Raw genomic sequence first — 21,516 nt, forward strand, 5'->3', positions numbered from 1 at the left:
GGCGGTAACCCGTGGGTTACCGCCTTCAAATTATCAAACCTGAGCAAGAGTAACCCGCGGGTTACTACTCGTTCAAAACAGCTTCGAATGCTTCAATCGCTCTCTGAAGTTTGGACCGATCAATCGAAGTAAAGTCTTGGCCAGACAAAATCCTACACTCTCCTTTTCGAGCAGTGATTTTTGAAGCCCCTACGTGGAACTCGTATTTTACGCTCTCGCGTTTTTCACGAGGCATGCCCCTAGTTGTCTCAGCCTCAGGACCCGCCAAGAAAGCGTCAAGCATCTCGTTTTGCTGACTGGCTGTCGAAGCGCGCGCCAATATCTCTCTTAATCCAGCAGCAGAACCTGAAGACGCACGTAGTTTCCGCGCCACTTCAACGCCAAGATTTCTGGACACGGCCTTTGGAAACGGTAATGCGCCTTCAAGCTCATTGAGCAGATAGACAAAACTTCGAATATAAGAGCGCTTCATCTTATGTAGTGCCGAATAAAGTCTACCGACCAAAGCTTCTGCATCCCCTGCCCCCAAATCTGCGTCTTTGGAAGCAAGGATCGCCACTTGTGCCATCTCAGCGAAAGTCAGATCCTCCCGAACAACGTTCTCTTCAACCATGTCGATATAGAGATCAATTCGGTCACTCTGGGACTCGGCAACTCGGGCCGTAACGCTGGAGAAGCGCTCATCACCAGTCTCTTCAAAAAGTTGCTTGAGAGCAGTTAATCGTCTCCAACCCTTCTTGAGTTGGAAGCGACCATCTGAATCCTTATAGATCTCTATGGGCTCCTTCTGACCTCGTTCCTGAATTGAAGCTTTGAGTTCATCCATCTCGTCAGAACTCGCAACGGCTGATAATTCCAAACGATCTCGTGGCAGATCAGTAGTGTGAATTTCATCTATTCCAACGGCAACCAGCACTCGCCCTTCATCACGAGCTTTACGATATTCCTTGGCATCCGAAGCATTTTGCCGTCGCTGCTCCACGCGATTTTCAGTACTTTCATTCAAACTGTTTGCTGTCTCGCGTACCGCGGCTCCCATCGGGCCTACTTCGCGGCGGCGGGTTTTCTTGAGGTCTTTGTCATCAATCGGAGTGAAGCCGAATTTATTACCACTCATTCTACACGCTCCTCAACTTTAGTACGCGCTTCCCAGGCCCGTAGGACGACATCCTTAAACTCGCCATACGCGTTATCAAAAGACTGACGCGCCCGTTTCCAAGTATCCCGAGTCATCTGCCTGTAGTCCTGCTCGTAGACAGACATTTGGAACCTACCTGACTGCTCGACCGCACGCGTCATCTCGATCGGGTTCTGACAGACGTCTGCTCCGAAAACGTTTTTGAAGGCATCCATCATCGCGACATGCAGTGAATTGCTGGCCTCAAAGCGGGTCATGAGAACTCTTATGTCATCGAACCTCTTTGGAAGTGTGATGCCGGCGTCCTGGGCAATACGATCGAACCCATTGGTTATATCTTCCAAGGCATCACCCAGCTGACCGAGATAACTCGTGGTGCTGTCATACTCCCAGTATCCCGGGCCAGAGGGAATATAGAGAATGTCAGCGGCAAAGGCCGCATTCAAAGACTGGTATCCAATTGCCGGCGGGCAATCGAAAATAATCAAATCGTACTGGTCGTCTGGTAACTCATCGAGGTATCTGGCGACGCACCCAAAAAAGCTCCATGCCTTATGGATGGATCTGTACTGAGCCGAAGCAAACTCAACGAAGGCTGCGTTTGCACAACTCGGTATGATATCGATTGTCGACCATGACGTCCTTTGAATGAAATCTTGCACACGTTGTGCGGCAATCGACTGGACGTCTTCTGGCAACTCGTCAGCGGTGGGGTAGGGGCAGTCCGCCGGATCATCATATTCGTCGGCGATCCGGTTTGCCTCACGGCAAAGATCGCGGCACATAATGCCCCAGACAGTATTCCACTCTCTAACTTCAGACAGACCCATTGAATGCGTGAGTGTCGCTTGGGGGTCGAAGTCCACCACCAGTACACGGTAACCATCAAGCGCGGCCGCATTCGCCAAGTGCTGAGCGACCACAGTTTTACCGACACCACCCTTAAAGTTCGAAACCGCAACTCTCATTGCCCGACCCACTGGCCTTTGGGGCAGAAGGCTTTTACCTCTAAATCTCAGGCGGCGCCTCAACTCGTTTATCTCAGCCAGAGAAAACCATCTTTGCCGCCCATCATCCTCTGTCGCGCCTTGCGGAAGGGACGGATCGTCAGCCAACTTTTTTCTCAAAGTGTCCGCCGGGACATCAAACATGAACTGGCTAATTTCCCAGATCGAAAATGGTCGAAGCACTTTCTCGTCCGCGGGTGAGAAAGTAGCGCGGCGGACGGCAGCCTGTTGGGCCAGGCTTCGTTCGTTCATCGTTTGAAGGTCGGTGTGGTCTCGCATTGTGCTGCTCTTGTTATACTATGGATGTCTCTTAATAACGCGATTTTATAAAACTACAAAACGTAAAGAATAGAATTTCCGCTTTTTGCCGCTGATTCGACTAAAAACGGGAGGCCGCCCTGGAGTTGTGCTATGTTTTGGTGACAGATTGAGTAGGTTTACCAGATATAGGGTGACACTTGACCCCCATTATGGTGACACTAAGATGTCACCTATAACCTATTAACCAAATTTTCTTTTGATTTTGATTAAGGGATTGGTCATCCTGCTTTTCGAAGTCCGTTGACAAACTACGGGATTTCATCACACTAGACCCAATTGATGGAATCGGTCAGCGAAGCCGATCCACTCGAGGCACAGTGGCAGTATCAAAATGGAAATAAAACGATTTACAGGAACTCAAGCCGGATCTCAGAAGTACGATCTGTTAACCGCAATCTCTGTTGCCGGGTTGAGCGGAACGACGGGATTTCAATGTTCGATGATGCGGCTCATTGCGTTGATAACCGCCCGATATAACTGGCGTACTGATGAGCTGACGGTCGGGCAAAAGGAAATGGCCCGTCTCTGGTCCGTAGATGGACGAACCGTCAAGCGAGAAATCAAGCGGTTGACGGACTACAAAATACTTCTCCAGCTTAGGCCTGGGGTTAGAGGGCGCGTAGCAGCGTACCGACTTAACTACACGGAAATTTACCGTCTAAGCGAACCGGTTTGGAAAAATGTAGGTTCTGATTTTTCATCTCGTATGGAAACGCAAGCGCCAAAACCAACCGAAAAGATCGTACATGTTCAGTTTGGTCAAGATAAACCCGTAGCGGTTGAACATGAGGAGCATGACCACCAGGATCCGTGGGGCAGGGCGCTCCAACGCTTATCAGAGTCTGAAACGTTGTTGTTCAAAAGCTGGTATCGCGATCTCCAACTTGTTGAAACACATGATCAGACGATCACATTGCGTGCGCCTAGCAAGTTCATTGCGCAGTACATTCAGTCACACCATTTGAAACCGTTGCTCGGAGCGATCCAGCTTGAGTTTGGGCGAATTCAAAAGGTTTGCTTACTTGACTAGCCATCTGGATTCTAAAGTTCGAACTCTGCGCCTTAAGAACAAACTGATTTTAGCCGTTGAGGTCCGTCTCGAACACCCCAATGGTATTCAAAATGTCATCGAACAAGGGGGGGTCCCCGATTATCATCTCCTGCATCCCGGCATAGTCCCGGCGCAACGCAGCTTCCAGTTCAGGATTTGGTAGCAATCTTAAAGATCCGGGCTTGGCATGCTCGTAGTTGGCCCAGGCCGCTTTAAAGAAGACGGATTTATGGTGTGCGACCTGATCCAGCAAGTCGATCTGTTCAATAGCGCGAGAATGGGTCACGTGTGTGATCAGTTGGGCCATATCGTAATAATGGCGCGACATGCGGTCAGCCAGAGGTTTGGTGACGTCCTTATGATAGAGCATGTGCAGGATCGTTGCTTTTTCCCAAAATGTGCGCTCAACGCCCAAGACCTTCACATCAACGTCGCTGGAGCTCAGCAGGTTTGGAAAGACCTGATGCACATAAGGCGAAATCCTGCGAGACTCTGCTGGAAGGTGAACTCCACGGGCGCCAAATTCGAACCGCACCACCGGTTGGATGTAACCGCTGGTCGCATTTGTCTTGGACGGGTAGGCGAAGAGCAGAGTTTGTTGATCACCAGGATCGACCGACAGGGAAAAGCCCTGGTCCAACGCGGTACCAAACTTGATCTTGGTTTCTTTCAGAAGCGGTCCAGCGACTACTTTGGTGGCCGTATCCTGAAGTTCCTGCAACAGTTGCTTTTGTTTTTTGCCGGAAAGGGCAGGGTGCTCGGGGTCACGTTCGCCCTCGAACCCAAGTTGCGCCCGGTCGAGGGACAGATCCACGTCTTCCGAGAACCGATGGATGATGTCGTAGGCCTTGGATAACGATGTCCCGCCTTTGAAGATCAAGTGAGCGCCAAAAGAGGGCAGGGCGAATAGATGTTTCAGTGACCAGCAGACCCAGAAATCCTTCTCGACGATTGCTTTGGACAGGCCAAGCTGGGCGGCCGTTTCCTGAAACGCTTCTTCTCGGTTCTTTGGAGTATCGTTGGCAAATTGGTCCACGATCAGTTCCGCGCCACAATTTGCTGCACTACAGGATGCATCCAGGCCGGCACATACCTGCTTTGTTTTGCGAGCAATGCCCGGTCCTTGCTATCCAAATTGCGGGCCAGTGTGTTGACAACCCGGCTATCCACCCGGTTTTTGCCGACATAGCGCAACGCTTGAAATACGGTGCCGGTTTTCTGGCCCGCACCAACTAGTGTTTTGGATGATGCATTCCGGAACTGGATGACTTGTCGACCAACTGTCTTGGTGCGGGTCGGGCCGTCGGTCATATAAATCGGCTTGGACGGCACTTGGGTCGACAGCCCCAACTGGTTGGCAGCCATGGCAGGGGAGGGCTGTAGAACCTGATTATCCTTACGTGCAATCGCTTTGGCAATGTCATCGGCGGACGGAGACAGCAGCCCTAAGCGGGCGCTCTTTCTTGGATAGTCGTAAAGCCCACGCGTCAACCTCCGGATCACCCCTTGATCCGCCAAACGCGACAACGCCTGATCGACGCTTGCGCGGGAGCCGATATCCAGAAAGTCCAGTGGCGCAAAGATTGCCCCCCGGCCTTTACCGATGATGCGTTGTCTAATCGATGAAGTAATCATAGCTTTCTCCTTGTCAGAAAATATAGTACTTTTTTCTGACAGTCAAGTCATGCGAAAACCGAGGTGATTTTGTAAGTCGGGCGGAAAGCGGAAGTTCGCTGCAGCCGCATGGAGACTCAGATTGCAGGCCAAAACTATACCTTAATATCGCAATACGATGATTGCTTTACATGAGAGAAAGGTCGCTTCGGCAAAGGGCCATCTAAACAATGCGGCATCAAAATACACTCCCGATCTTCTTACTTGGTGCTGTAAACTGGCTTGGTGATTAAAAAGCTGGCGGTGCAAGAAAAATGGTACTCGTGGAATTTCCTTGCAGAACTAACAGTACGATGTTGAGATTGTTTCTGTCATTGGGAGGCTGGTCGGATATTGATTTGGCCAACGCAATTAGCTCCACTAGCGACTTTGAGCGACCGCCTCTAACGACGAATTGACGAGTATCGCGCTGGGAATTTCGGCACGACACATAGGGGAGGAAAGAAATTGAAAAATCTGACGACAACGCTGGCGGGATCGCTGATAGCATTTGCGGCTTCGCTTAGTGCGGCCCAAGCTGAGAAGTTGACATTTTATTGCTCGGCACAGGAAGATTGGTGTCAACTCATGGCGCGCAGTTTCGAAGATGCCACCGGCATAGACGTCAATATGACGCGCAAGTCGTCGGGCGAGACGTTTGCACAAATTCGTGCGGAAAGTTCTAACCCTAAAGGCGATGTATGGTGGGGCGGTACCGGTGATCCCCATTTGCAAGCTGCCGAAGAAGGCCTGACGATGGAATACGTGTCGCCGATGCGTGACCAACTTCACGACTGGGCGATCTCGCAGGCTGAAAGTGCAGGTAACAAAACCATCGGAATTTATTCAGGCGCACTCGGCTACGGCTACAACTCCGACCTCTTGGCCGCGAACAGCTTGCCTGAGCCCGCATGTTGGAAAGACTTGCTGAAGCCCGAATATAAAGGGCACGTGCAAATGGCGAACCCGAATTCCTCGGGCACCGCTTATACGACGCTTGCCTCGATGGTTCAGATATTTGGCGAAGACGACGGCTTTGAGTTCATGAAGGGCCTACATTCGAACATCAACCAGTACACCAAGTCGGGTTCAGCCCCAATCAAGGCCGCCGGTCGGGGTGAGAACACCATCGGTATCGTCTTCATGCATGATGCGGTCAAGCAGGCCGTATCAGGTTTTCCGGTCAAGGTCGTGGCCCCATGCGAAGGCACAGGCTACGAGATCGGCTCGATGTCGATCATTGATGGCGCTCGAAATGAAGAAGAAGCTAAAAAGTTCTATGACTGGGCGCTCAGCCCCGAGGCCCAGAACCTTGCGCTTGAGGTTAACGCCTTCCAGGTTCCGTCCAACAAAAATGCGGAAACCTCTGAAAGCGCACCTGACATGAGCCAGATCAAGCTGATCGACTATGACTTCAAAAAGTATGGCTCGTCAGATGAACGCAAGCGTCTTTTGCAGAAATGGGACGAAGAGGTCTCTGTGCTGCCTCAGTAAGTGGCTGAAATCACGTCAAAAACGAACCACCCGGTTCTGATCTTCTGGATTGTTGCCGGGTGGATCGGTTTCTGCCTGCTGCCATGGTTCATGGTAGAGGATGGCATTTGGTCATTCCTATGGCTGGTCGATGGATATCCGTTCGATGAAGATTATGCGCCCGCCGCTTTTCTGATCGGACAAGGCGAAAAGCTTTGGCTTACGCCGCTTTTGGTCCCGCTTGCGTTGCCTTTGTTGGTACTCGGCAAACCGAAGTCCGATCCGCAATACGCGCGCATCCTGATTTTGGCTGGTGCCTTGGGTTTTGGCTGGCTGATTGCGCAAGGGTTCTCAATTGGCATTCGCGGGTTCAATTTCGACTGGATGAAGGCGCTGTTCGGAGAACCGAAGATCCGCCAGTTCGGCATGGGATACGGCGCGATGATCTGTGCCACAGCGTTCATGTTCCTTTTAACTCAGGGTATTGCGGCGCGCGGCGCCATCAATGGCGACGTTTTCGTCGTCAGCGCTATTGGTGGCGTAATCACCATTGTTACAGTTTTCGTCTTCTTTCCAATTGCGAAGATGTTGTTTGCCGCCTTCGTTACTGAAGATGGTGCCTATTCAGTTTCGGTTTTTGCCTCGAAGTTCTTTGATGACCGACTTTGGGGCTTGGGTTGTTTTGCCGGTGCCAAATGCGGTGCCGCGTGGAACTCTCTGTTTCTTGCAATTCTTGTGGGTTTCATCACGACCGTGCTTGGCCTTTGTTTTGCGCTTGTCGTCACACGGTCGGGATTCCGCTTTAAACGCGGGATGCGCGCGTTGACGGTCTTGCCGATTATCACGCCGCCTTTCGTGATTGGTCTGGCACTGATCCTGTTGTTTGGGCTTTCCGGGTCGGTCACCAGATTTGTTGCCGAGATCTTTGGCGTGCAGCCGACGCGCTGGTTATATGGCATGCCCGGGGTGCTGATCGCTCAGACGCTGGCATTTACGCCAATCGCCTTTCTGGTTTTGATCGGGGTGGTAGAAGGGGTGTCACCATCGATGGAGGAGGCCGCCCAAACCCTTCGAGCCAATCGTTGGCAAACCTTCAAAACCGTGTCCCTGCCTCTGATGCGCCCGGGCCTGGCTAATGCCTTTCTGCTGGGGTTCATCGAATCCATGGCCGATTTTGGCAACCCACTTGTCTTAGGCGGAAACTTCGATGTGCTTTCGACTGAGATATTTTTTGCCATCGTTGGTGCGCAGTACGATCAGGGCCGGGCAGCTGTTTTAGCCATGGTGCTCTTGTTCTTCACACTTTCTGCCTTCTATGCGCAGCGCGCGTGGTTGGGGAAAAAGAGCTATACCACCGTTTCCGGCAAAGGCGACGCGGGTGTACATCCCTTGATGCCAAGGGGCCTTGCCATACCGGTTCTGGGCATTGCAGTTGCCTGGGCGGTTTTCACTGCTGTGGTTTACGGGATGATCATCTACGGAAGTATTGTCGAACTGTGGGGCGTCGATAACTCGCTGACGTTCAAGCACTACGTCACTGCCTTTTCGGTCCGCTTCGAGGAAGAGGGTATTCGCTGGACCGGAGCCGCCTGGGACAGTTTCTGGACCACAATCACCATCGCCGGCATTGCCGCGCCTCTGACGGCCGCCGTGGGGTTGGTCACCGCCTATCTGCTAACGCGGCAAAGTTTTGCGGGAAAGAATGCGTTTGAGTTTGGCACGATGCTCTCTTTCGCTATTCCCGGCACCGTTATTGGCGTCAGCTATATTCTGGCATTCAATGTGCCCCCAATCGAGATCACCGGCACAGGCGTTATCTTGGTCGTCAGCTTTATCTTCCGCAATATGCCGGTTGGGGTTCGCGCGGGTATCGCGTCGATGTCGCAGTTGGACAAATCCCTCGACGAGTCCTCGCTAACGCTTGGTGCGAACTCGTGGCAGACATTCAGGCGAGTGATCCTCCCGCTTTTGCGGCCGGCAATCCTGGCTGCGCTGGTCTACAGCTTTGTCCGGGCAATGACGGCGATTTCGGCGGTGATATTCCTTGTTTCCGCCGAGTATGACATGGCCACCAGCTATATTATCGGTCGGGTCGAGAACAACGATTACGGTCTTGCAATCGCATACTCCACAACGCTGATCTTCGTGATGTTGGCGGCAGTCGGGATGTTACAAATCCTCGTAGGCCGTGTTCAGATTGGGCGACGTACACAACTCGGAGCAGAGAAAACGACATGACCGAAACGACTATAGCAAGTAAGGCCGCGCCTGTTCGTTTCGACGGTGTCTCGAAAGTGTTCGGCAAGGATGTGGTGGCCGTCGACAGCATCGATCTGCACGTCCAAGCGGGCAAACTGGTGACTCTGTTAGGCCCCTCAGGCTGCGGCAAAACGACGACGTTGCGCATGATCGCAGGTCTGGAAATGGCAACCTCGGGCCGAATTCTGATCGGCGACCGAGACGTGACCAAATTACCCGCTACCGACCGTGACGTGTCGATGGTATTCCAATCCTACGCGCTTTTTCCTCATATGAGCGTGCTAGAAAACGTCATGTATGGGTTGACCTTTTCCGGCTTCGACAAGCGCGAGTCCCGATCGCGCGCGCTGCATGGGTTAGACTTGGTTGGCCTGAAGGGCTTCGATAATCGTTTGCCAAGCGAACTTTCCGGTGGGCAGCAACAGCGCGTTGCCGTCGCTCGTGCATTGGTTTTGGAGCCACAGGTTTTGCTCTTTGACGAACCTCTCTCAAACCTCGATGCGAAACTGCGTCGCCAAGTGCGCGAAGATATCCGTGCCATTCAGCAAGATCTCGGTTTGACCGTCGTCTATGTGACACACGATCAGGAAGAAGCCCTTGCCGTTTCAGACGAGATTGTCGTCATGCGCAACGCTGCTATCGCTCAGATCGGAACACCGCGTAAACTCTATGATGCGCCGGTTGACCGGTTCGTGGCCGATTTCATTGGTGAGGCTAACCTGATCAATTGCACTATCCTATCCGTAGAAGGCGGTTTAGCCACGATCGAGATCGAGAGGTATCAACACACGCTCCCGTCTCGTGGTCTAACGCCTGGACCAGCAACGCTGGCCGTGCGCCCGTCACGGATTTTGATTGGATCTGATACCGGCATCCCGGCCAAAGTTGCCAAGGCGACCTATGTTGGTGTGAGGATGGAGTACACTCTGGCCGGTGCCTTCGGGCAGGTATTTGCTGTGCAGGACGACGTGGACGAACCGCTGGAAATCGGTTCGGATGTCAAAATGTCTTTTGCCGGACGCGGCCCCGTTCTGTTGCCGGAAGGGTGATGTGGGTAAGCTTTTAGTCGTCTCTCACCCGGAGGTCGTCGTCGAACCGGAGACACCGGTCACCGAATGGGGTTTGAGTGAAATTGGCCGCACCCGAGCTGACACATTTGCACAAAGTAAGACTATGTCGTGCGTGACAGACATATGGTCCAGCACCGAGCGAAAAGCGTTCGAGACAGCGGCTATCCTTGCAAAACCTTTGGGGCTGGTCGCGAAATCCGAACCTGGACTGGGAGAAAACGACCGAAGCGCTACCGGGTTCCTTCCTCCCTCGATATTCGAGTCCGCCGCTGACACCTTTTTCGGGGCACCCAATTCCAGCTTTCGTGGCTGGGAAACAGCCCATGCTGCGCAATTGCGCATCGTTCAAACAGTCCTGTCAATCGTCAAAAACCACAACGGAAGAGACCTGGCCATTGTAACCCACGGCGCGGTCGGAACACTGCTTTGGTGCCATCTGGCAGCGAAAGAAATCGACCGGCGGTTTGATCAACCTGGGCAGGGCCACTTCTGGCGCGCGGATATTAAAACTCTTCAACCCGAATTCGGGTGGCGCCCGATTGCCTGAAAGACGTTAGTCGTTCCAAGCGTCGTCGCAGATCATTTTCAAGATCTCAAACACGGCCGGTGTACCTGCGATCACGCGACCACCGTCCCGGATCATCCCGTCGGCGTCTTGATCCTCGATCTCGCCACCTGCTTCGGCAATCATCAACTGACCGGCTAGGCAATCCCAGGCGTTCATGTGCTCTTCAATGTACCCCAATAGACGTCCCGCCCCGACATAGGCCAGCGAAAGCGCACCGCTTGCATTGCGATGATAGAGAGCGCCACGTTCGATAAGGGCCGCAATCACCGGAACGACGTTTGATGCTTCGACCCGGTTCGAATAGCCAATTGAAACGGTTCCACTTGCAAGTTCCACGCTTGAGGCAACCTGCATGGCGTGTCCATTCAAAGTGGCACCTTCGCCTCGGACCGCCACGTAAGTTTCACCAACGTTTGGCTCGAAAATCACACCGACCTGCGTCTGACTTTCCGAAACGCCCGCTAAGACAATCGTCCAGGCAGGAATGCCATTGACGAAGTTCGTTGTCCCATCAATCGGATCAATCACCCAGTCAAAACCGCTGGAGCCAGCTTTTTCGGCGTGTTCTTCGCCATAAATCCCATCATCGGGAAAAGAGTTCATGATCTTTTGACGAATGAAGGTTTCGACGTTGCGATCCGCTTCGCTGACCCAGTCCTGCGCGCCCTTTTGATCAATGACCAAGGTGTCTCTGGCAGCAAAATACTCTAGCGCAAGCGCACCCGCCTCTTCGGCTACCGCGACGGCGAAGTTTCTTCTTACAATGATGTTATGCATTGTTCGGCTCACTTCCTGCTGAATGCATCACCACATCTACGGGAAGGGGTGTCGGAAAACAAAACAGTGTTTGTCAGGTCAAAATCCACCTTCTTCGCGTCAAATGTGTTTCTGTCGAAAGAATATCCTAATTTAAGCACTCATTCACTTCCACACAGTGGAGCCGCACATTGCTCGTGACCAACGTCGGCTTTCTTTAGAGAACGCTGCATCGCAGCGATTGTAGTTGTAGCGACGGTCCGCTTTGGGCCGATTTCCAATTTTCGTCGCATAGTCCGTTGGTTTGCGCAGTTTAGGCGGGCGCAGTACACGGGGCAATTTGCCGGGTTCTATCGCATTGGTCGGTATTCAATTCATTCGAAGAAGCCGAAACCCGATGCACCTATGTCGCAAATTCTAACAGGATGTGCGCACAGGCCGACGGTCCTATACCGGCATATTTGGTTTCTTTCGCAGATCATAACGGTTTTGGATCATTCCAATGGAGGAGACCAATATGTCTGCGATTGAAGATAATATACGGCAACCCGGCTTGGTGCTGGCGCTTGTGCCAATAGTGCTCACCCTGTGTGTACTTGGGCTGCAGCTATTCTATTTCGGTGACTTTACGCCGCACATCCCTCTCGCATTCGGGATCGCTATTACTGGTATCGTTGGCCTCATGTTGGGTCACAAATGGCCCAGCATTGAAGAAGGCGTGTTCCACGTCATCAATATCTCTCTGCCTTCGGTCTCGATACTGATCACAGTTGGTATGATCATCGGTGTATGGATCGCAAGCGGCACCGTCCCGACGCTGATCTATTACGGTCTCAAGATCTTGTCGCCCGAGCTTTTCCTTGCCGCAGGAATGATCCTTTGCTCCATAGTCTCTGTTTCATTGGGCACCTCGTGGGGAACAACTGGCACGGTCGGCCTGGCGCTGATGGGGATCGGTGCCGGGTTTGGTATCCCAATGTATTGGACTGCGGGGGCGGTGGTCTCTGGCGCATTTTTCGGAGACAAAATCTCGCCTTTGTCGGACACGACAAACCTGGCCCCAGCAGTGACAGGGACCAATCTGTTCGACCACATTCGCAATATGCTCCCAACGACAGTTCCTTCGATGCTGATCGCGCTGGTGATCTACTTTGTCGTCGGGTTCACTCTGATTGACACGTCTCAGGTTTCGTTTGACCGCATTCACGCAATTACGACTGCATTGGATGATGCGTTCTGGATTTCGCCAATCATGCTGTTGCCGGCTGTCCTGGTCATCGTATTAGCCGTCATGAAACAACCTCCGATCCCATCGTTGTTTGCAGGGGCCGTTGCGGGCGGCATCATGGCTATCTTCTGTCAGGGGGCCGGGCTACATGAGACGTTCACCTTCGCCAACAGCGGATACTCGATTGATACTGGTGTTCCGGAGATCGATCCCCTGCTGAACCGCGGAGGTATACAGTCGATGATGTGGACGATTTCACTGGTGCTGCTGGCCCTGGGTTTTGGCGGAGCGCTTGAGCGCGTGGGCTGTCTTCAGGCCATCATCAAAGTTGTCATCTCGAAAGTGAAGACGTTCGGTGGAATACAGATCTCGGCTATCATGACATCTGTCGCCACCAATACCGTTGCGGGCGACCCATACTTGTCGATTGCACTGCCAGGCCGAATGTATGCGCCGGTCTATCGCGCGATGGGCTATTCCCCGTTGAACCTGTCCCGGGCCGTCGAAGAGGGCGGAACGCTGGTGTCCCCTCTGATCCCGTGGAATGCGGGTGGCGCCTTTGTCATCACGGCACTTGGCTTGGGGATCGCGGACGGGAACTTCGAAAACCTGCTGTATATCCCCCTCGCATTTGCTTGCTGGCTGTCGCCGGTCATCGGTATCATCTATGCCATGACAGGGCTCTTCTCACCGAAAGCGAGTGAAGATGAGATCCGTTCGTGGGAAGAAAGCGGTGAGCCTGTTGCGCAGATGACCACCTGACCGTTCTGCACCAACACCGCAACAGGTGTTGGTGCCCTTCATCCGTCTTGGTCGATACTGGGAGGAGAGATATGGACCCGAGAAACTTTGTCCCTAAAGGCGCGGCCAGCTATCGAATAGACTATGATGGATCAGCCAGGGAAATCTACTTCCTGCTGTTGCCAAAGGTGACCATGCTGGCCTTTAGCGCCGCAGTGGAACCACTGAGGATTGCCAATCAGGTCACAAACAAAGAACTGTACAAGTGGTTTCTGATCACCGAAGACGGAACTCCGGTTTCTTGTTCGAACGGGATTGAAATAACGCCGGATTTTGCATTGCGCAATCTTCCGCGATCCTCGCGGCTATTTGTTTGCTCAGGCATTGAACCGGCGGAGAGTACAAACCCCAAAGTCCTGTCGTGGATCAGTCGACAGAGAACCTTTGGCTGTAATCTGGGTGGTATTTGCACGGGCGCTTTTGCCCTTGCGAAGGCCGGGGTACTGTCAGGGAAAAGGTTCACATTGCACTGGGAAAACCACCCGGCTTTCGTCGAAAATTTTGTCGATCTGGAGCCATCGGCAAACCTGTATGAAATCGACAACGAACTCATGACATGTGGCGGTGGAAGTGCCGCAACTGACATGATGTTGGACATGATCGAATCCGACTTCGGAAACGATCTGGCGGTCATCGTATCGGACATGTGCATCCACTTCCGATCCAACAACAGCAAAACGCTTCAGAAATCAGCCTTCTCGGTGGCCCTGGGCAGCCGCAACCAATACCTGATCAATGCCATGCAGATCATGCACGAAAACCTGGAAGAGCCTTTGGATATCTCTGAAATAGCAGAAGCCGTACAGATATCGCGTCGTCAGTTGGAGCGTCTCTTCCAAAAGTATGTCGAAATTTCACCTGTGCAATTTTACATCGAACTGCGCGTCGCGAGGGCTTACGCATTGCTCAGCGAGACCGAGATGGCGGTTGCAGAAATTGCGGCAGCTACAGGCTTCAGCAGCGCTACCCAACTTACAGTACGATTCAAGAAACGCTACGGCGAAGCGCCAACTTCATTCAGGAGGGGATGGTCTGAAAGACGCGAATGACTTGCGCCTGACCAGTGTCAGAATTCGAAACTTCAGAACAGCTGATTAAAGTTCGGTGCAGTTAACCAAAGTCCGCTTTGGCAACGCTGCAATGCGGTATCTTTGGTTTGGTGAAAGTCAGCTAAGGGCCGTGGGTGGAGAACTGTTCCTAGCAGATTGAAAACGCGGCTAAAGTCGGCTCCGAGCCCAATTTACCGGATGCTGCAGGATAATCGAACAGCTGCTTTGCCACCGCTGGCGTCGTAGTTGAAAAATGGTTTTAAAAGGAAGCGGCACAATGCTATTGGAACCGCTATGAAACTACGTGATGAAATTCCCGGCGATGGGACAGCGATACATGAACTGACGAAAATCGCCTTCGCACCTATTGAGTTGAGTGATGGCAGCGAGCCGCTGATTATTGATCAGCTCCGCAAGAATGGCGACCTTGCGGTCTCTCTGGTTGTTTTGGATGATGACCAGATTGTTGGCCACATCGCCTTTTCTCCCGTAACTGTATCGAAATCGAGTGGTGTATGGTTCGGTCTTGGGCCCGTCTCGGTACACCCAGAACAACAACGGGCGGGTGTTGGGCGGCAACTGATCGAAACTGGTTTGCAGCGTTTGCGTTCACTTGATGCGGCAGGTTGCGTCCTTCTGGGTGATCCAGCCTACTACGGACGATTTGGCTTTTCGTCTTCGGGCGATCTAACATTTGGCGAAGTTCCCGTGGAGTACGTTCAGGCACTCGCTTTTGGTCCCGAACAAGCTAAGGGCGAAATCAAATACGCTTCCGCTTTCGGAGGCTAGTTGTCCGTTTTGATGTTCCGAAAACGTGGGCTCTTAGTCCGCCTTGCCGTCATCTAACTCGCCTAAAATGCTGCGCGGTGCACGAATGGCGGCAATGCGGGCTGCGGACGCAGCATCGAGACAATGGGTTGGATGTCGGCTTTGGGCCGTCCTCAGCAACCCGCCGGGCCGGAAAGTCGGCTGGTGTTGAGGCGCATCTGATGACAGGATTGAACCCAGAGCTACCTCTCTGGCTCCTTGCTGATCACGGTCGTCACTGTTCGAGTCGAACGACTTTGCGTGAGAGCTATCGCACCCAAAACCAGTGCGCAGGCAAGCGCCTGTGCACCTGTGATTACTTCACCGAATGCAAGAACACCAACAGCAAACATCGTAGGTAGTTCAATACTTCCGACAACAGCAGTGCGCGCTGCCCCAATGATAGGTGAACAGATCGTGTAAATCAGTTGTGGAACAAGCGCGGTCACAAGGCCGAGCCCGACAACTAGAAACCAGTCGTCCCCACCTTTTGGTAGGATTTCGCCGACCTCGGATGAGAGAATGAGAGGGGTGAGGCCAATGACCGACCCAAGCGAAACTGACGCCATTCTTGCTAAAGGCGCAATACGTGACAGGCGGTGAACGAGAACACATATGCCGAAGCCAAAACCGAAAGGCGCCGCTAATGAGACGAGAAGGATTGGAATTTGGTCCGGAGGCACAGATGCCGGAGACCCTGCGATTATCGCAGCGATAACGATCAATCCAGCCGCAACAAGGCTGCGTTGCGTTGGTTGATCACCAAAAAGCACCCACGCGATGGCAATCGTAAACACTGGATACGTCATGTAGAGAACGCCAACCGTCGATGCGGGAACTGTCTCAAGAGCAGTGACATAGCCGACCCATCCAAGACCCATCACTGCGCCTGCAACCATGCCCCAGACGATTTCCCGCCACTTTGAGCGATGCGTTAAAAGTGCAGGCAAAAGGACAACCGCAGCCAAGATGTACCGATAAAAAGCAACCGCATAGGGAGCGAGACCCTGATCGGTGAGCCCACGGCTAAAGTAGGGTACAAGGCCAAAACAGATGGATGCAAAAAGCACTCCAAGGACCGCAAGGGCATAGGATGTGGCGTTCCGCTTGGCTGAAGTTAGTTGGTTCATTGCTGACAACTAACACGCCACATAGCGGATGACATTATCAAGCCAAATGCACAGCCACTTTGTCCGCGATGTATGAGTTAGTCCTGATCCGAATTTTGCGCGCGCGGCGAAAGCCGGCAATGCGGGCTGCGTCTGCAGCATCGTGAACCGCCGCTGGACGTCGGCTCTGGGCCCGAAGCTTATGGGCCCTTCTGTCAAACTCTTCGGCAGTTAAGAGCGCTCGTTTAGCCACTCGGCATGCTAGGGCAGCGTAATTGAGTGCCGACGCTGCAAGTAGCAAAGACGCTACCTCAAAAAAACCGGGTTTCGATCCAAACTTGAATGAACTTTTGTCCAGCGCCAATCCTCCTGAAAAACTCAACATATCCTCAAGAACGGTTTTAATAATCAGATTATCGATTGATGCACCACCTGCCACGCCCTCGCTGTGGAACATCAATCTGGAGGCTTTTCAAATGACAACCGATACTTTTCTGGCAACCAGCCATTCTATCCGCACAAACGCAAATAACCACAAGAATAAACTTCTTCTTGTTCAACCTGGCTTTCGAGCAGAGGCGCCGCTCACCTGCAATTGGCGACAAGCCGCTGCCAATTGGTTGAATTTTCCAAGCATCTTACCCAATGATCATTGGTTAGCGTGACAGGTAAGTTATGCCGATTGTTGTTAGTCAATACTGCCGGTTTATTCATCACGCGTTGATTTCCGTTCTGCTGTGACCAATGGCCATACTGCGGTAGAGAGTTGTTCCCCGAGGAACCGACGCACCTCCTCTTTGTGCAGATCCGGCTTGATCCTCAAACATTGGCGTATAGCGGCGATTGCCGCGTCGGCATCTTCTCGCGCTACGGAAATACCCGTCAGCGCGAGCCGTGACATGTAAAGACGGTCATCGTCTTGGCAAGCTCGCATGGCCATATCTCGTGCACGGTCTAAATCGCCAGACGCCAAATAGGCCATCGACAGGACAGATCTCCATACTGGCAACCGGCTATCGGCTGGGCTGATATCAATGCCCTGTTCCAATAAATGGATCGCGGAATCGAAATCGCGCGTGAGCATGAAGGTCGCTCCGAGGGCGGTTTTTGCGTGTCCGTTATTGGGGTCGGTATCAATCGCTTTTCGAAGAATCGGAATTGCACGATCGATTTGCCCAACATCGGCCAAAGCGCAACCAGATAGCCCCAATGTCAATGAATTCTGACTATCCAATTCAAGAGCCCGTTCTGCAGCAGAAATTGCCTTGGGCACAACGCTACTGTCCGCTCGCAGAATTCCAACGCGATGTCCTAACGCTGTTACGATCGCAAGATAAGCATGTGCCAGGGGTAGGCACGGTTTGATTTCTATAACTCGAGTGATCATTTTTTGCGCGTCTTCGAATGTTTGTTGGTTCCAACCCATTTGGGAAAGAGACCCTATTGCCTTTAGCAGCAGTGGCTCAGGACTTTCAGTCCCGGTCAAACTCATCTCGGCCATCATTGCGGCAATAATCGCCGGTTCCGCACGTGCCACGATCTGGTGTACCAAGACTTGCTGGGCTGCGTGGGTGTCAGAGACGTCAAAACTCCGGGCCCATTGCTGGACGCCGCCTAGTGTTTCAGTCAGCTTCGCATCAGCTTGCAGTGTGGATCCAATACGGACCAACTGAATGTCGAGGATGAGGGTGCACCCGAGACGATTTCGAAAATCGCATGGGTTATCTATCTCATTCGCTTCCCGGAAGGGTGTAATGATGTGCAGTAGAGGAACTCGGCCCAGGACCGTGCGCAAACGCGCCTCTAGTGAATGGGCAATTGGATCGGCCTCTCCGTTTGCTCCGACTAAGACGGACCGGATATAGAGCGCCGAATGCAAGCTAGGAGCAAGGTGATGATCTGTTTCGGGTGGTGTATTTATTTCCTCGAGCTCCCCGACAAATTCGAAACCACGCCCTCGAGCCGTCCGAATGAACCGCTGCGCGTTTCCGGTATCGCCAAGAGCTTTCCTTGCAGACTTAATTGCCGTTGACAAAGTACTTTCCGAGACAAACCGTCCGTCCCAAATAAGCTCGATCAACTCATCGCGCGTTACAACCGAGCCCACCTTGCGCACAAGCAAAACCAGCAGATCAAATACAAGCGGTTCGATCGCCACCGACGCACCGTTATGCCGAAGCTTGTAGGCGCTCGTGTCGAGTTCGAATTCTGCGAACTTGAATAGTTCAGACATTGCGACCTCCAACCCCAAGATGGCCGAATGGCAAGTCTCACACAATCCTCATGATTTCCCCAAGTAATCTTCAAGCATCCAAAGTATGGCGACGGTAAGCCTTATTCATCAGCCGAGACACGATGTTTCGGTCAACACATGTAAGGAATTCCAAAATGCCTCTCGTAGATATTCATGTCATCGACGGTGTCTTCAGCGACGATGAAAAGAAAGAAATGATCCAAAAGGTGACCGACACAATGGTCGAGATCGAAGGTGAATCGCTGCGCGGTGTCACTTGGGTTCGCGTCATTGACGTTCCCGGTGGACAGTGGGGCATCGGCGGTCAAGCGCTCGGTGCCGCTGATGTCAAGGCGCTGCAACAAAACGCAGCTTAGGACATATTCGTTCATTTCGGAGCGGGGTAATTTTCGACCCGCTCCGGGCCTTAACTTTTTCATAAACTAACTGACGGCGCGCGTGGCTACTCCCCATATATACCGATTTCAGGTGACAATCGTACAGAGAGTTTCAGATTGCCCTAGCTGCTTTGTTCCTACTGCTAATCATCGAATTCGGACACGGGCAAGATTTGACCCGACGGACGCAATGTCCGCTCTTGAAATCTTAGCCACCACCAAAATCGAGCAGGTGCAGCGAATGGCAGCAAAGCGGGCCGCGGCTGCAGCATCCAGATTGTGTGACCAATGTCCGGTCGGGGCCGCTCCTAACAAGTTGTAGAAAGAAATCACGGTATCACCTTAGATTTCAGCGCTATCGCTCAGATTGAACCAAGTTGGCTACACCAATTCGCTGACCATCGATTTCAAATGGCGCATGTCGGTACCGCAGCATCCTCCAAATACTTGAATCGACGGATTCTGCTGCGCAATCGTGGCAATCTGTTTGCCAAGCTCACTTGGATCGCCTTCGTCCAGCTCATCTGCTTCGTCAAGTTCCGCATGCGAGCAACTCGAAGCGTTCGCCACCATGCCTCTCAGCCGGGGGTGGTTGCCAAGCGCTCCGGCGAAATGGGTCGGATGAGCGCAGTTGACCATAAAAAACAGCGCCGCCGAGTCGGTTGCCGCGTCGATTTGGTCAATTCCATCCGCAAGTTTGGTCCCGTCTGCCAGGCACCCGTCTGTCTCAACAACCAGAGACATGATGATCGGCAGATCAGCGTCTCGGGCGGCGAGGATGCATCCCGCTGCCTCGCTTGGGCGGTTGAATGTATAAGCAGTGACCAGATCGAGGCTTGTGTCTTTCAGGCTTTGCATTTGAGCGGCGTGGTATTGACGTGCATCTTCGACGGGTACCGGCGGGATGTCGGCGTAAGGATCATGGCGCGGGCCGATGCAGGCCGAAACCAGTACATCATCGCGAGCGGCAGCCTGGCGCACGTCTTCCATTAGACTAACCGCATCTTTGTTCACCTCAACGAGCCGTTCTGCATCGTACCCCAAAGGCGCTGCCCGGTCGGCGTTCGCCATCCATGTGGGCGCATCAAGGATGCATCCGACATTCATTTCACGGGCGAGATCGACAAGAGCCTGCATTTGACCGGCCAGTATTGTCCTGGTGCCAGGTTCTTCCAGCAATGGAAACGAAGCGAAACCGGGTAGCTCGACTCCATGATTGAATATCAGGTCGGTGCCAGTGCCGGCGTAAACCAGAAAGGTCTTGTCACCTTCGAGTGGGAGCCGTTGCGCCATTCTGATCCACACCTATTGCCGTTACGTTTTCACAAGAAACCTACATTGTCTCGGATCTCCTGTGAACCTTAGCGCAGTTTGCGGCCGTCAGCCAGATATCAGGCGTGCGCTGGTGTAAATTGCCTCGGCGGTCATGCAGCGGAAACGCTATTGCCTGGGCTCCTGAACAAAGAGTTCTGTGAAGAGCGCTTCTGATCGGCGCAACCCGTCCTCGGTCAACACCACTGACTTTGCCTTACCTTTAGGGTCCAGGATCAGTCCTTTCTGATGCAGACGGTCAAGCGTGCCCCAGTCAAAGCCTTTCCAGGCACGTCGTTCGTCATGCAGCGTCAGCCAAAGCAACGCCAGGACTGCGTCATCAACCTTGTTTTCATTTATCTCCATGACAACAGCGGACGACATCGAGGCCGCGCCCGTCAACCCCGGTCCAGGCAAAAACAGATCGTTGTGCGGGGTAGGTCGTGTCGGTTCCACGTTTCATCAAGGATCTGAATCTTTGCCGGTGAATGGATTGGGCAATGTCGTTGGACAGATGGGCGAAGCCGAGCGATACTCCTGTCATGCCACTGACAGACACCACACCTGTCCACCTGATCCATGTTGACCCGGGCGTTAACATGGCGCGGTTCTATGGAATAGAATTGCAGCCGACGCTGTTTGGGGAGATGTCCGTGTTTCGCACCTGGGGACGTATTGGCACAAACGGGCAAGCCAAGATAGTGACGTATGATGACGAAGCCCAGGCTAGTGAAGCGCTCCAAAAACTCGAAAAACAAAAGCTTCGTCGAGGGTATGTTCCGGTCGGTGAGTGACTTCGGGTTGCAGTCTGTTTCTGTTGGAAATCCCGAGCCTGTCGGCTCGTGACCGGGCTCTAGGTTTCAGCCGGCGTGTCGGCTTCCACCCAGAACACCCCAGCATGATCTCCCTGACGCAATAGCCCCTGAATCGTCTCTCGCGAGCCGGGGCAGGGGCTTTGGGTCATGGTCGGTTCATGCCGTGGTGATCTGCCCATGCGGGTGACAATCCCTTTTGCGCTCCCGCAGGATCGAAGATCCTTTGGCTTTCTTTGCCCATGTCAGGCGGGATTTGGACAAGCCAAACGCCACCCGACGTCAGGGGGAAGGCGCGGCCTCCCCCCTCGGACAAGACAAATAGACCAGACCGTGTCCTCGGCTGCGCCTGCGGGCCGCACCACTCTTGTCGATTTGTCCTGTCTCGCCCCTCTCCGCGTTCGCCACGTGGCAGGTTTTAGAGACGACGCCCTTTCAGGGCTCGGCTCAAAACCAGCACCAAAGGGGATCA

At 53.1% G+C, this 21,516-nt stretch carries 21 protein-coding genes; 11 read left to right on the top strand and 10 right to left on the bottom strand.

What is annotated here, in order from left to right; all coding sequences use genetic code 11:
- Positions 1 to 64: 64 nt before the first annotated feature.
- Positions 65 to 1,117, bottom strand: a complete 1,053-nt coding sequence (locus tag AC2FD8_RS13070; protein WP_496856595.1) for a ParB/RepB/Spo0J family partition protein — start codon at positions 1,115 to 1,117, stop codon at positions 65 to 67.
- Entirely contained in the window at positions 1,114 to 2,424 is a 1,311-nt protein-coding gene (locus tag AC2FD8_RS13075; protein WP_170716564.1) for an AAA family ATPase, read from the bottom strand. The genes AC2FD8_RS13070 and AC2FD8_RS13075 overlap by 4 nt, the downstream gene beginning before the upstream one ends.
- A gap of 373 nt (positions 2,425 to 2,797) precedes the next feature.
- Here AC2FD8_RS13075 and AC2FD8_RS13080 point away from each other — a divergent pair, with 373 nt between their 5' ends.
- Positions 2,798 to 3,496 carry a DnaA N-terminal domain-containing protein gene (locus AC2FD8_RS13080; RefSeq protein WP_496856592.1) on the top strand — a complete coding sequence of 233 codons (699 nt, stop codon included), beginning with the start codon at positions 2,798 to 2,800 and terminating at the stop codon, positions 3,494 to 3,496.
- A 49-nt stretch (positions 3,497 to 3,545) separates the two neighbouring features.
- Here the strand turns inward: AC2FD8_RS13080 and AC2FD8_RS13085 are convergent, their stop codons facing one another.
- Together AC2FD8_RS13085 and AC2FD8_RS13090 are read right to left on the bottom strand one after the other, a co-directional pair.
- On the bottom strand, positions 3,546 to 4,553 hold the full coding sequence (locus AC2FD8_RS13085; protein ID WP_496856590.1) for a nucleotidyl transferase AbiEii/AbiGii toxin family protein: 1,008 nt from the start codon (positions 4,551 to 4,553) through the stop codon (positions 3,546 to 3,548).
- A 2-nt stretch (positions 4,554 to 4,555) separates the two neighbouring features.
- Positions 4,556 to 5,152 (bottom strand): DUF6088 family protein, encoded by a 597-nt coding sequence (locus AC2FD8_RS13090; protein WP_496856588.1) that lies wholly within the window; start codon positions 5,150 to 5,152, stop codon positions 4,556 to 4,558.
- Positions 5,153 to 5,638: 486 nt separating this feature from the next.
- Between AC2FD8_RS13090 and AC2FD8_RS13095 the strand changes: the two genes are divergently transcribed.
- The 4 genes from AC2FD8_RS13095 to AC2FD8_RS13110 all read left to right on the top strand — a co-directional run bounded on the left by AC2FD8_RS13095 (position 5,639) and on the right by AC2FD8_RS13110 (position 10,519).
- Positions 5,639 to 6,664: an ABC transporter substrate-binding protein gene (locus AC2FD8_RS13095; protein ID WP_282153252.1), complete on the top strand. Its 1,026-nt coding sequence runs from the start codon at positions 5,639 to 5,641 to the stop codon at positions 6,662 to 6,664.
- A gap of 363 nt (positions 6,665 to 7,027) precedes the next feature.
- Positions 7,028 to 8,881, top strand: coding sequence for an ABC transporter permease (locus AC2FD8_RS13100; RefSeq protein ID WP_496874308.1), 1,854 nt, complete (start codon positions 7,028 to 7,030; stop codon positions 8,879 to 8,881).
- Complete coding sequence (locus AC2FD8_RS13105; RefSeq protein ID WP_496856583.1) at positions 8,878 to 9,951, top strand: ABC transporter ATP-binding protein; 1,074 nt, start codon at positions 8,878 to 8,880, stop codon at positions 9,949 to 9,951. The genes AC2FD8_RS13100 and AC2FD8_RS13105 overlap by 4 nt, the downstream gene beginning before the upstream one ends.
- Before the next feature lies 1 nt (position 9,952).
- Positions 9,953 to 10,519, top strand: coding sequence for a histidine phosphatase family protein (locus AC2FD8_RS13110; RefSeq protein WP_496856581.1), 567 nt, complete (start codon positions 9,953 to 9,955; stop codon positions 10,517 to 10,519).
- Between the two features lie 6 nt (positions 10,520 to 10,525).
- Here the strand turns inward: AC2FD8_RS13110 and AC2FD8_RS13115 are convergent, their stop codons facing one another.
- Positions 10,526 to 11,317 (bottom strand): inositol monophosphatase family protein, encoded by a 792-nt coding sequence (locus AC2FD8_RS13115; protein WP_496856579.1) that lies wholly within the window; start codon positions 11,315 to 11,317, stop codon positions 10,526 to 10,528.
- A gap of 496 nt (positions 11,318 to 11,813) precedes the next feature.
- Between AC2FD8_RS13115 and nhaC the strand changes: the two genes are divergently transcribed.
- The 3 genes from nhaC to AC2FD8_RS13130 all read left to right on the top strand — a co-directional run bounded on the left by nhaC (position 11,814) and on the right by AC2FD8_RS13130 (position 15,163).
- On the top strand, positions 11,814 to 13,286 hold the full coding sequence (gene nhaC / locus AC2FD8_RS13120) for a Na+/H+ antiporter NhaC (RefSeq protein WP_496856577.1): 1,473 nt from the start codon (positions 11,814 to 11,816) through the stop codon (positions 13,284 to 13,286).
- Between the two features lie 71 nt (positions 13,287 to 13,357).
- Complete coding sequence (locus AC2FD8_RS13125; RefSeq protein ID WP_496856575.1) at positions 13,358 to 14,374, top strand: GlxA family transcriptional regulator; 1,017 nt, start codon at positions 13,358 to 13,360, stop codon at positions 14,372 to 14,374.
- A gap of 294 nt (positions 14,375 to 14,668) precedes the next feature.
- Positions 14,669 to 15,163 carry a GNAT family N-acetyltransferase gene (locus tag AC2FD8_RS13130; RefSeq protein ID WP_496856573.1) on the top strand — a complete coding sequence of 165 codons (495 nt, stop codon included), beginning with the start codon at positions 14,669 to 14,671 and terminating at the stop codon, positions 15,161 to 15,163.
- 221 nt (positions 15,164 to 15,384) lie between these two features.
- Here AC2FD8_RS13130 and AC2FD8_RS13135 read toward each other — a convergent pair whose 3' ends face one another.
- The gene (locus AC2FD8_RS13135; protein WP_496856571.1) at positions 15,385 to 16,311 is read right to left on the bottom strand and encodes a DMT family transporter; all 927 of its coding nucleotides are present in this window, start codon (positions 16,309 to 16,311) and stop codon (positions 15,385 to 15,387) included.
- A gap of 254 nt (positions 16,312 to 16,565) precedes the next feature.
- Between AC2FD8_RS13135 and AC2FD8_RS13140 the strand changes: the two genes are divergently transcribed.
- Positions 16,566 to 16,955, top strand: a complete 390-nt coding sequence (locus AC2FD8_RS13140; protein ID WP_496856569.1) for a hypothetical protein — start codon at positions 16,566 to 16,568, stop codon at positions 16,953 to 16,955.
- 41 nt (positions 16,956 to 16,996) lie between these two features.
- On the opposite strand, the gene AC2FD8_RS13145 is transcribed toward AC2FD8_RS13140, so the two are convergent.
- Complete coding sequence (locus AC2FD8_RS13145) at positions 16,997 to 18,523, bottom strand: winged helix-turn-helix domain-containing protein (protein WP_496856568.1); 1,527 nt, start codon at positions 18,521 to 18,523, stop codon at positions 16,997 to 16,999.
- A 155-nt stretch (positions 18,524 to 18,678) separates the two neighbouring features.
- On the opposite strand from AC2FD8_RS13145, the gene AC2FD8_RS13150 reads away from it, so the two are divergent.
- Positions 18,679 to 18,900, top strand: a complete 222-nt coding sequence (locus AC2FD8_RS13150) for a tautomerase family protein (RefSeq protein WP_496856567.1) — start codon at positions 18,679 to 18,681, stop codon at positions 18,898 to 18,900.
- A gap of 402 nt (positions 18,901 to 19,302) precedes the next feature.
- On the opposite strand, the gene AC2FD8_RS13155 is transcribed toward AC2FD8_RS13150, so the two are convergent.
- Both AC2FD8_RS13155 and AC2FD8_RS13160 read right to left on the bottom strand, forming a co-directional pair.
- Positions 19,303 to 20,214, bottom strand: coding sequence for a homocysteine S-methyltransferase family protein (locus AC2FD8_RS13155; protein WP_496856565.1), 912 nt, complete (start codon positions 20,212 to 20,214; stop codon positions 19,303 to 19,305).
- Positions 20,215 to 20,361: 147 nt separating this feature from the next.
- Positions 20,362 to 20,688 (bottom strand): DUF6429 family protein, encoded by a 327-nt coding sequence (locus AC2FD8_RS13160; protein ID WP_496856563.1) that lies wholly within the window; start codon positions 20,686 to 20,688, stop codon positions 20,362 to 20,364.
- Between the two features lie 86 nt (positions 20,689 to 20,774).
- On the opposite strand from AC2FD8_RS13160, the gene AC2FD8_RS13165 reads away from it, so the two are divergent.
- Positions 20,775 to 21,026, top strand: coding sequence for a WGR domain-containing protein (locus AC2FD8_RS13165; RefSeq protein WP_496856561.1), 252 nt, complete (start codon positions 20,775 to 20,777; stop codon positions 21,024 to 21,026).
- 59 nt (positions 21,027 to 21,085) lie between these two features.
- Here AC2FD8_RS13165 and AC2FD8_RS13170 read toward each other — a convergent pair whose 3' ends face one another.
- Complete coding sequence (locus tag AC2FD8_RS13170; RefSeq protein WP_496856559.1) at positions 21,086 to 21,226, bottom strand: hypothetical protein; 141 nt, start codon at positions 21,224 to 21,226, stop codon at positions 21,086 to 21,088.
- Between the last annotated feature and the right edge of the window lie 290 nt (positions 21,227 to 21,516).

Source organism: Ruegeria sp. YTSC192 (genome assembly GCF_059609705.1).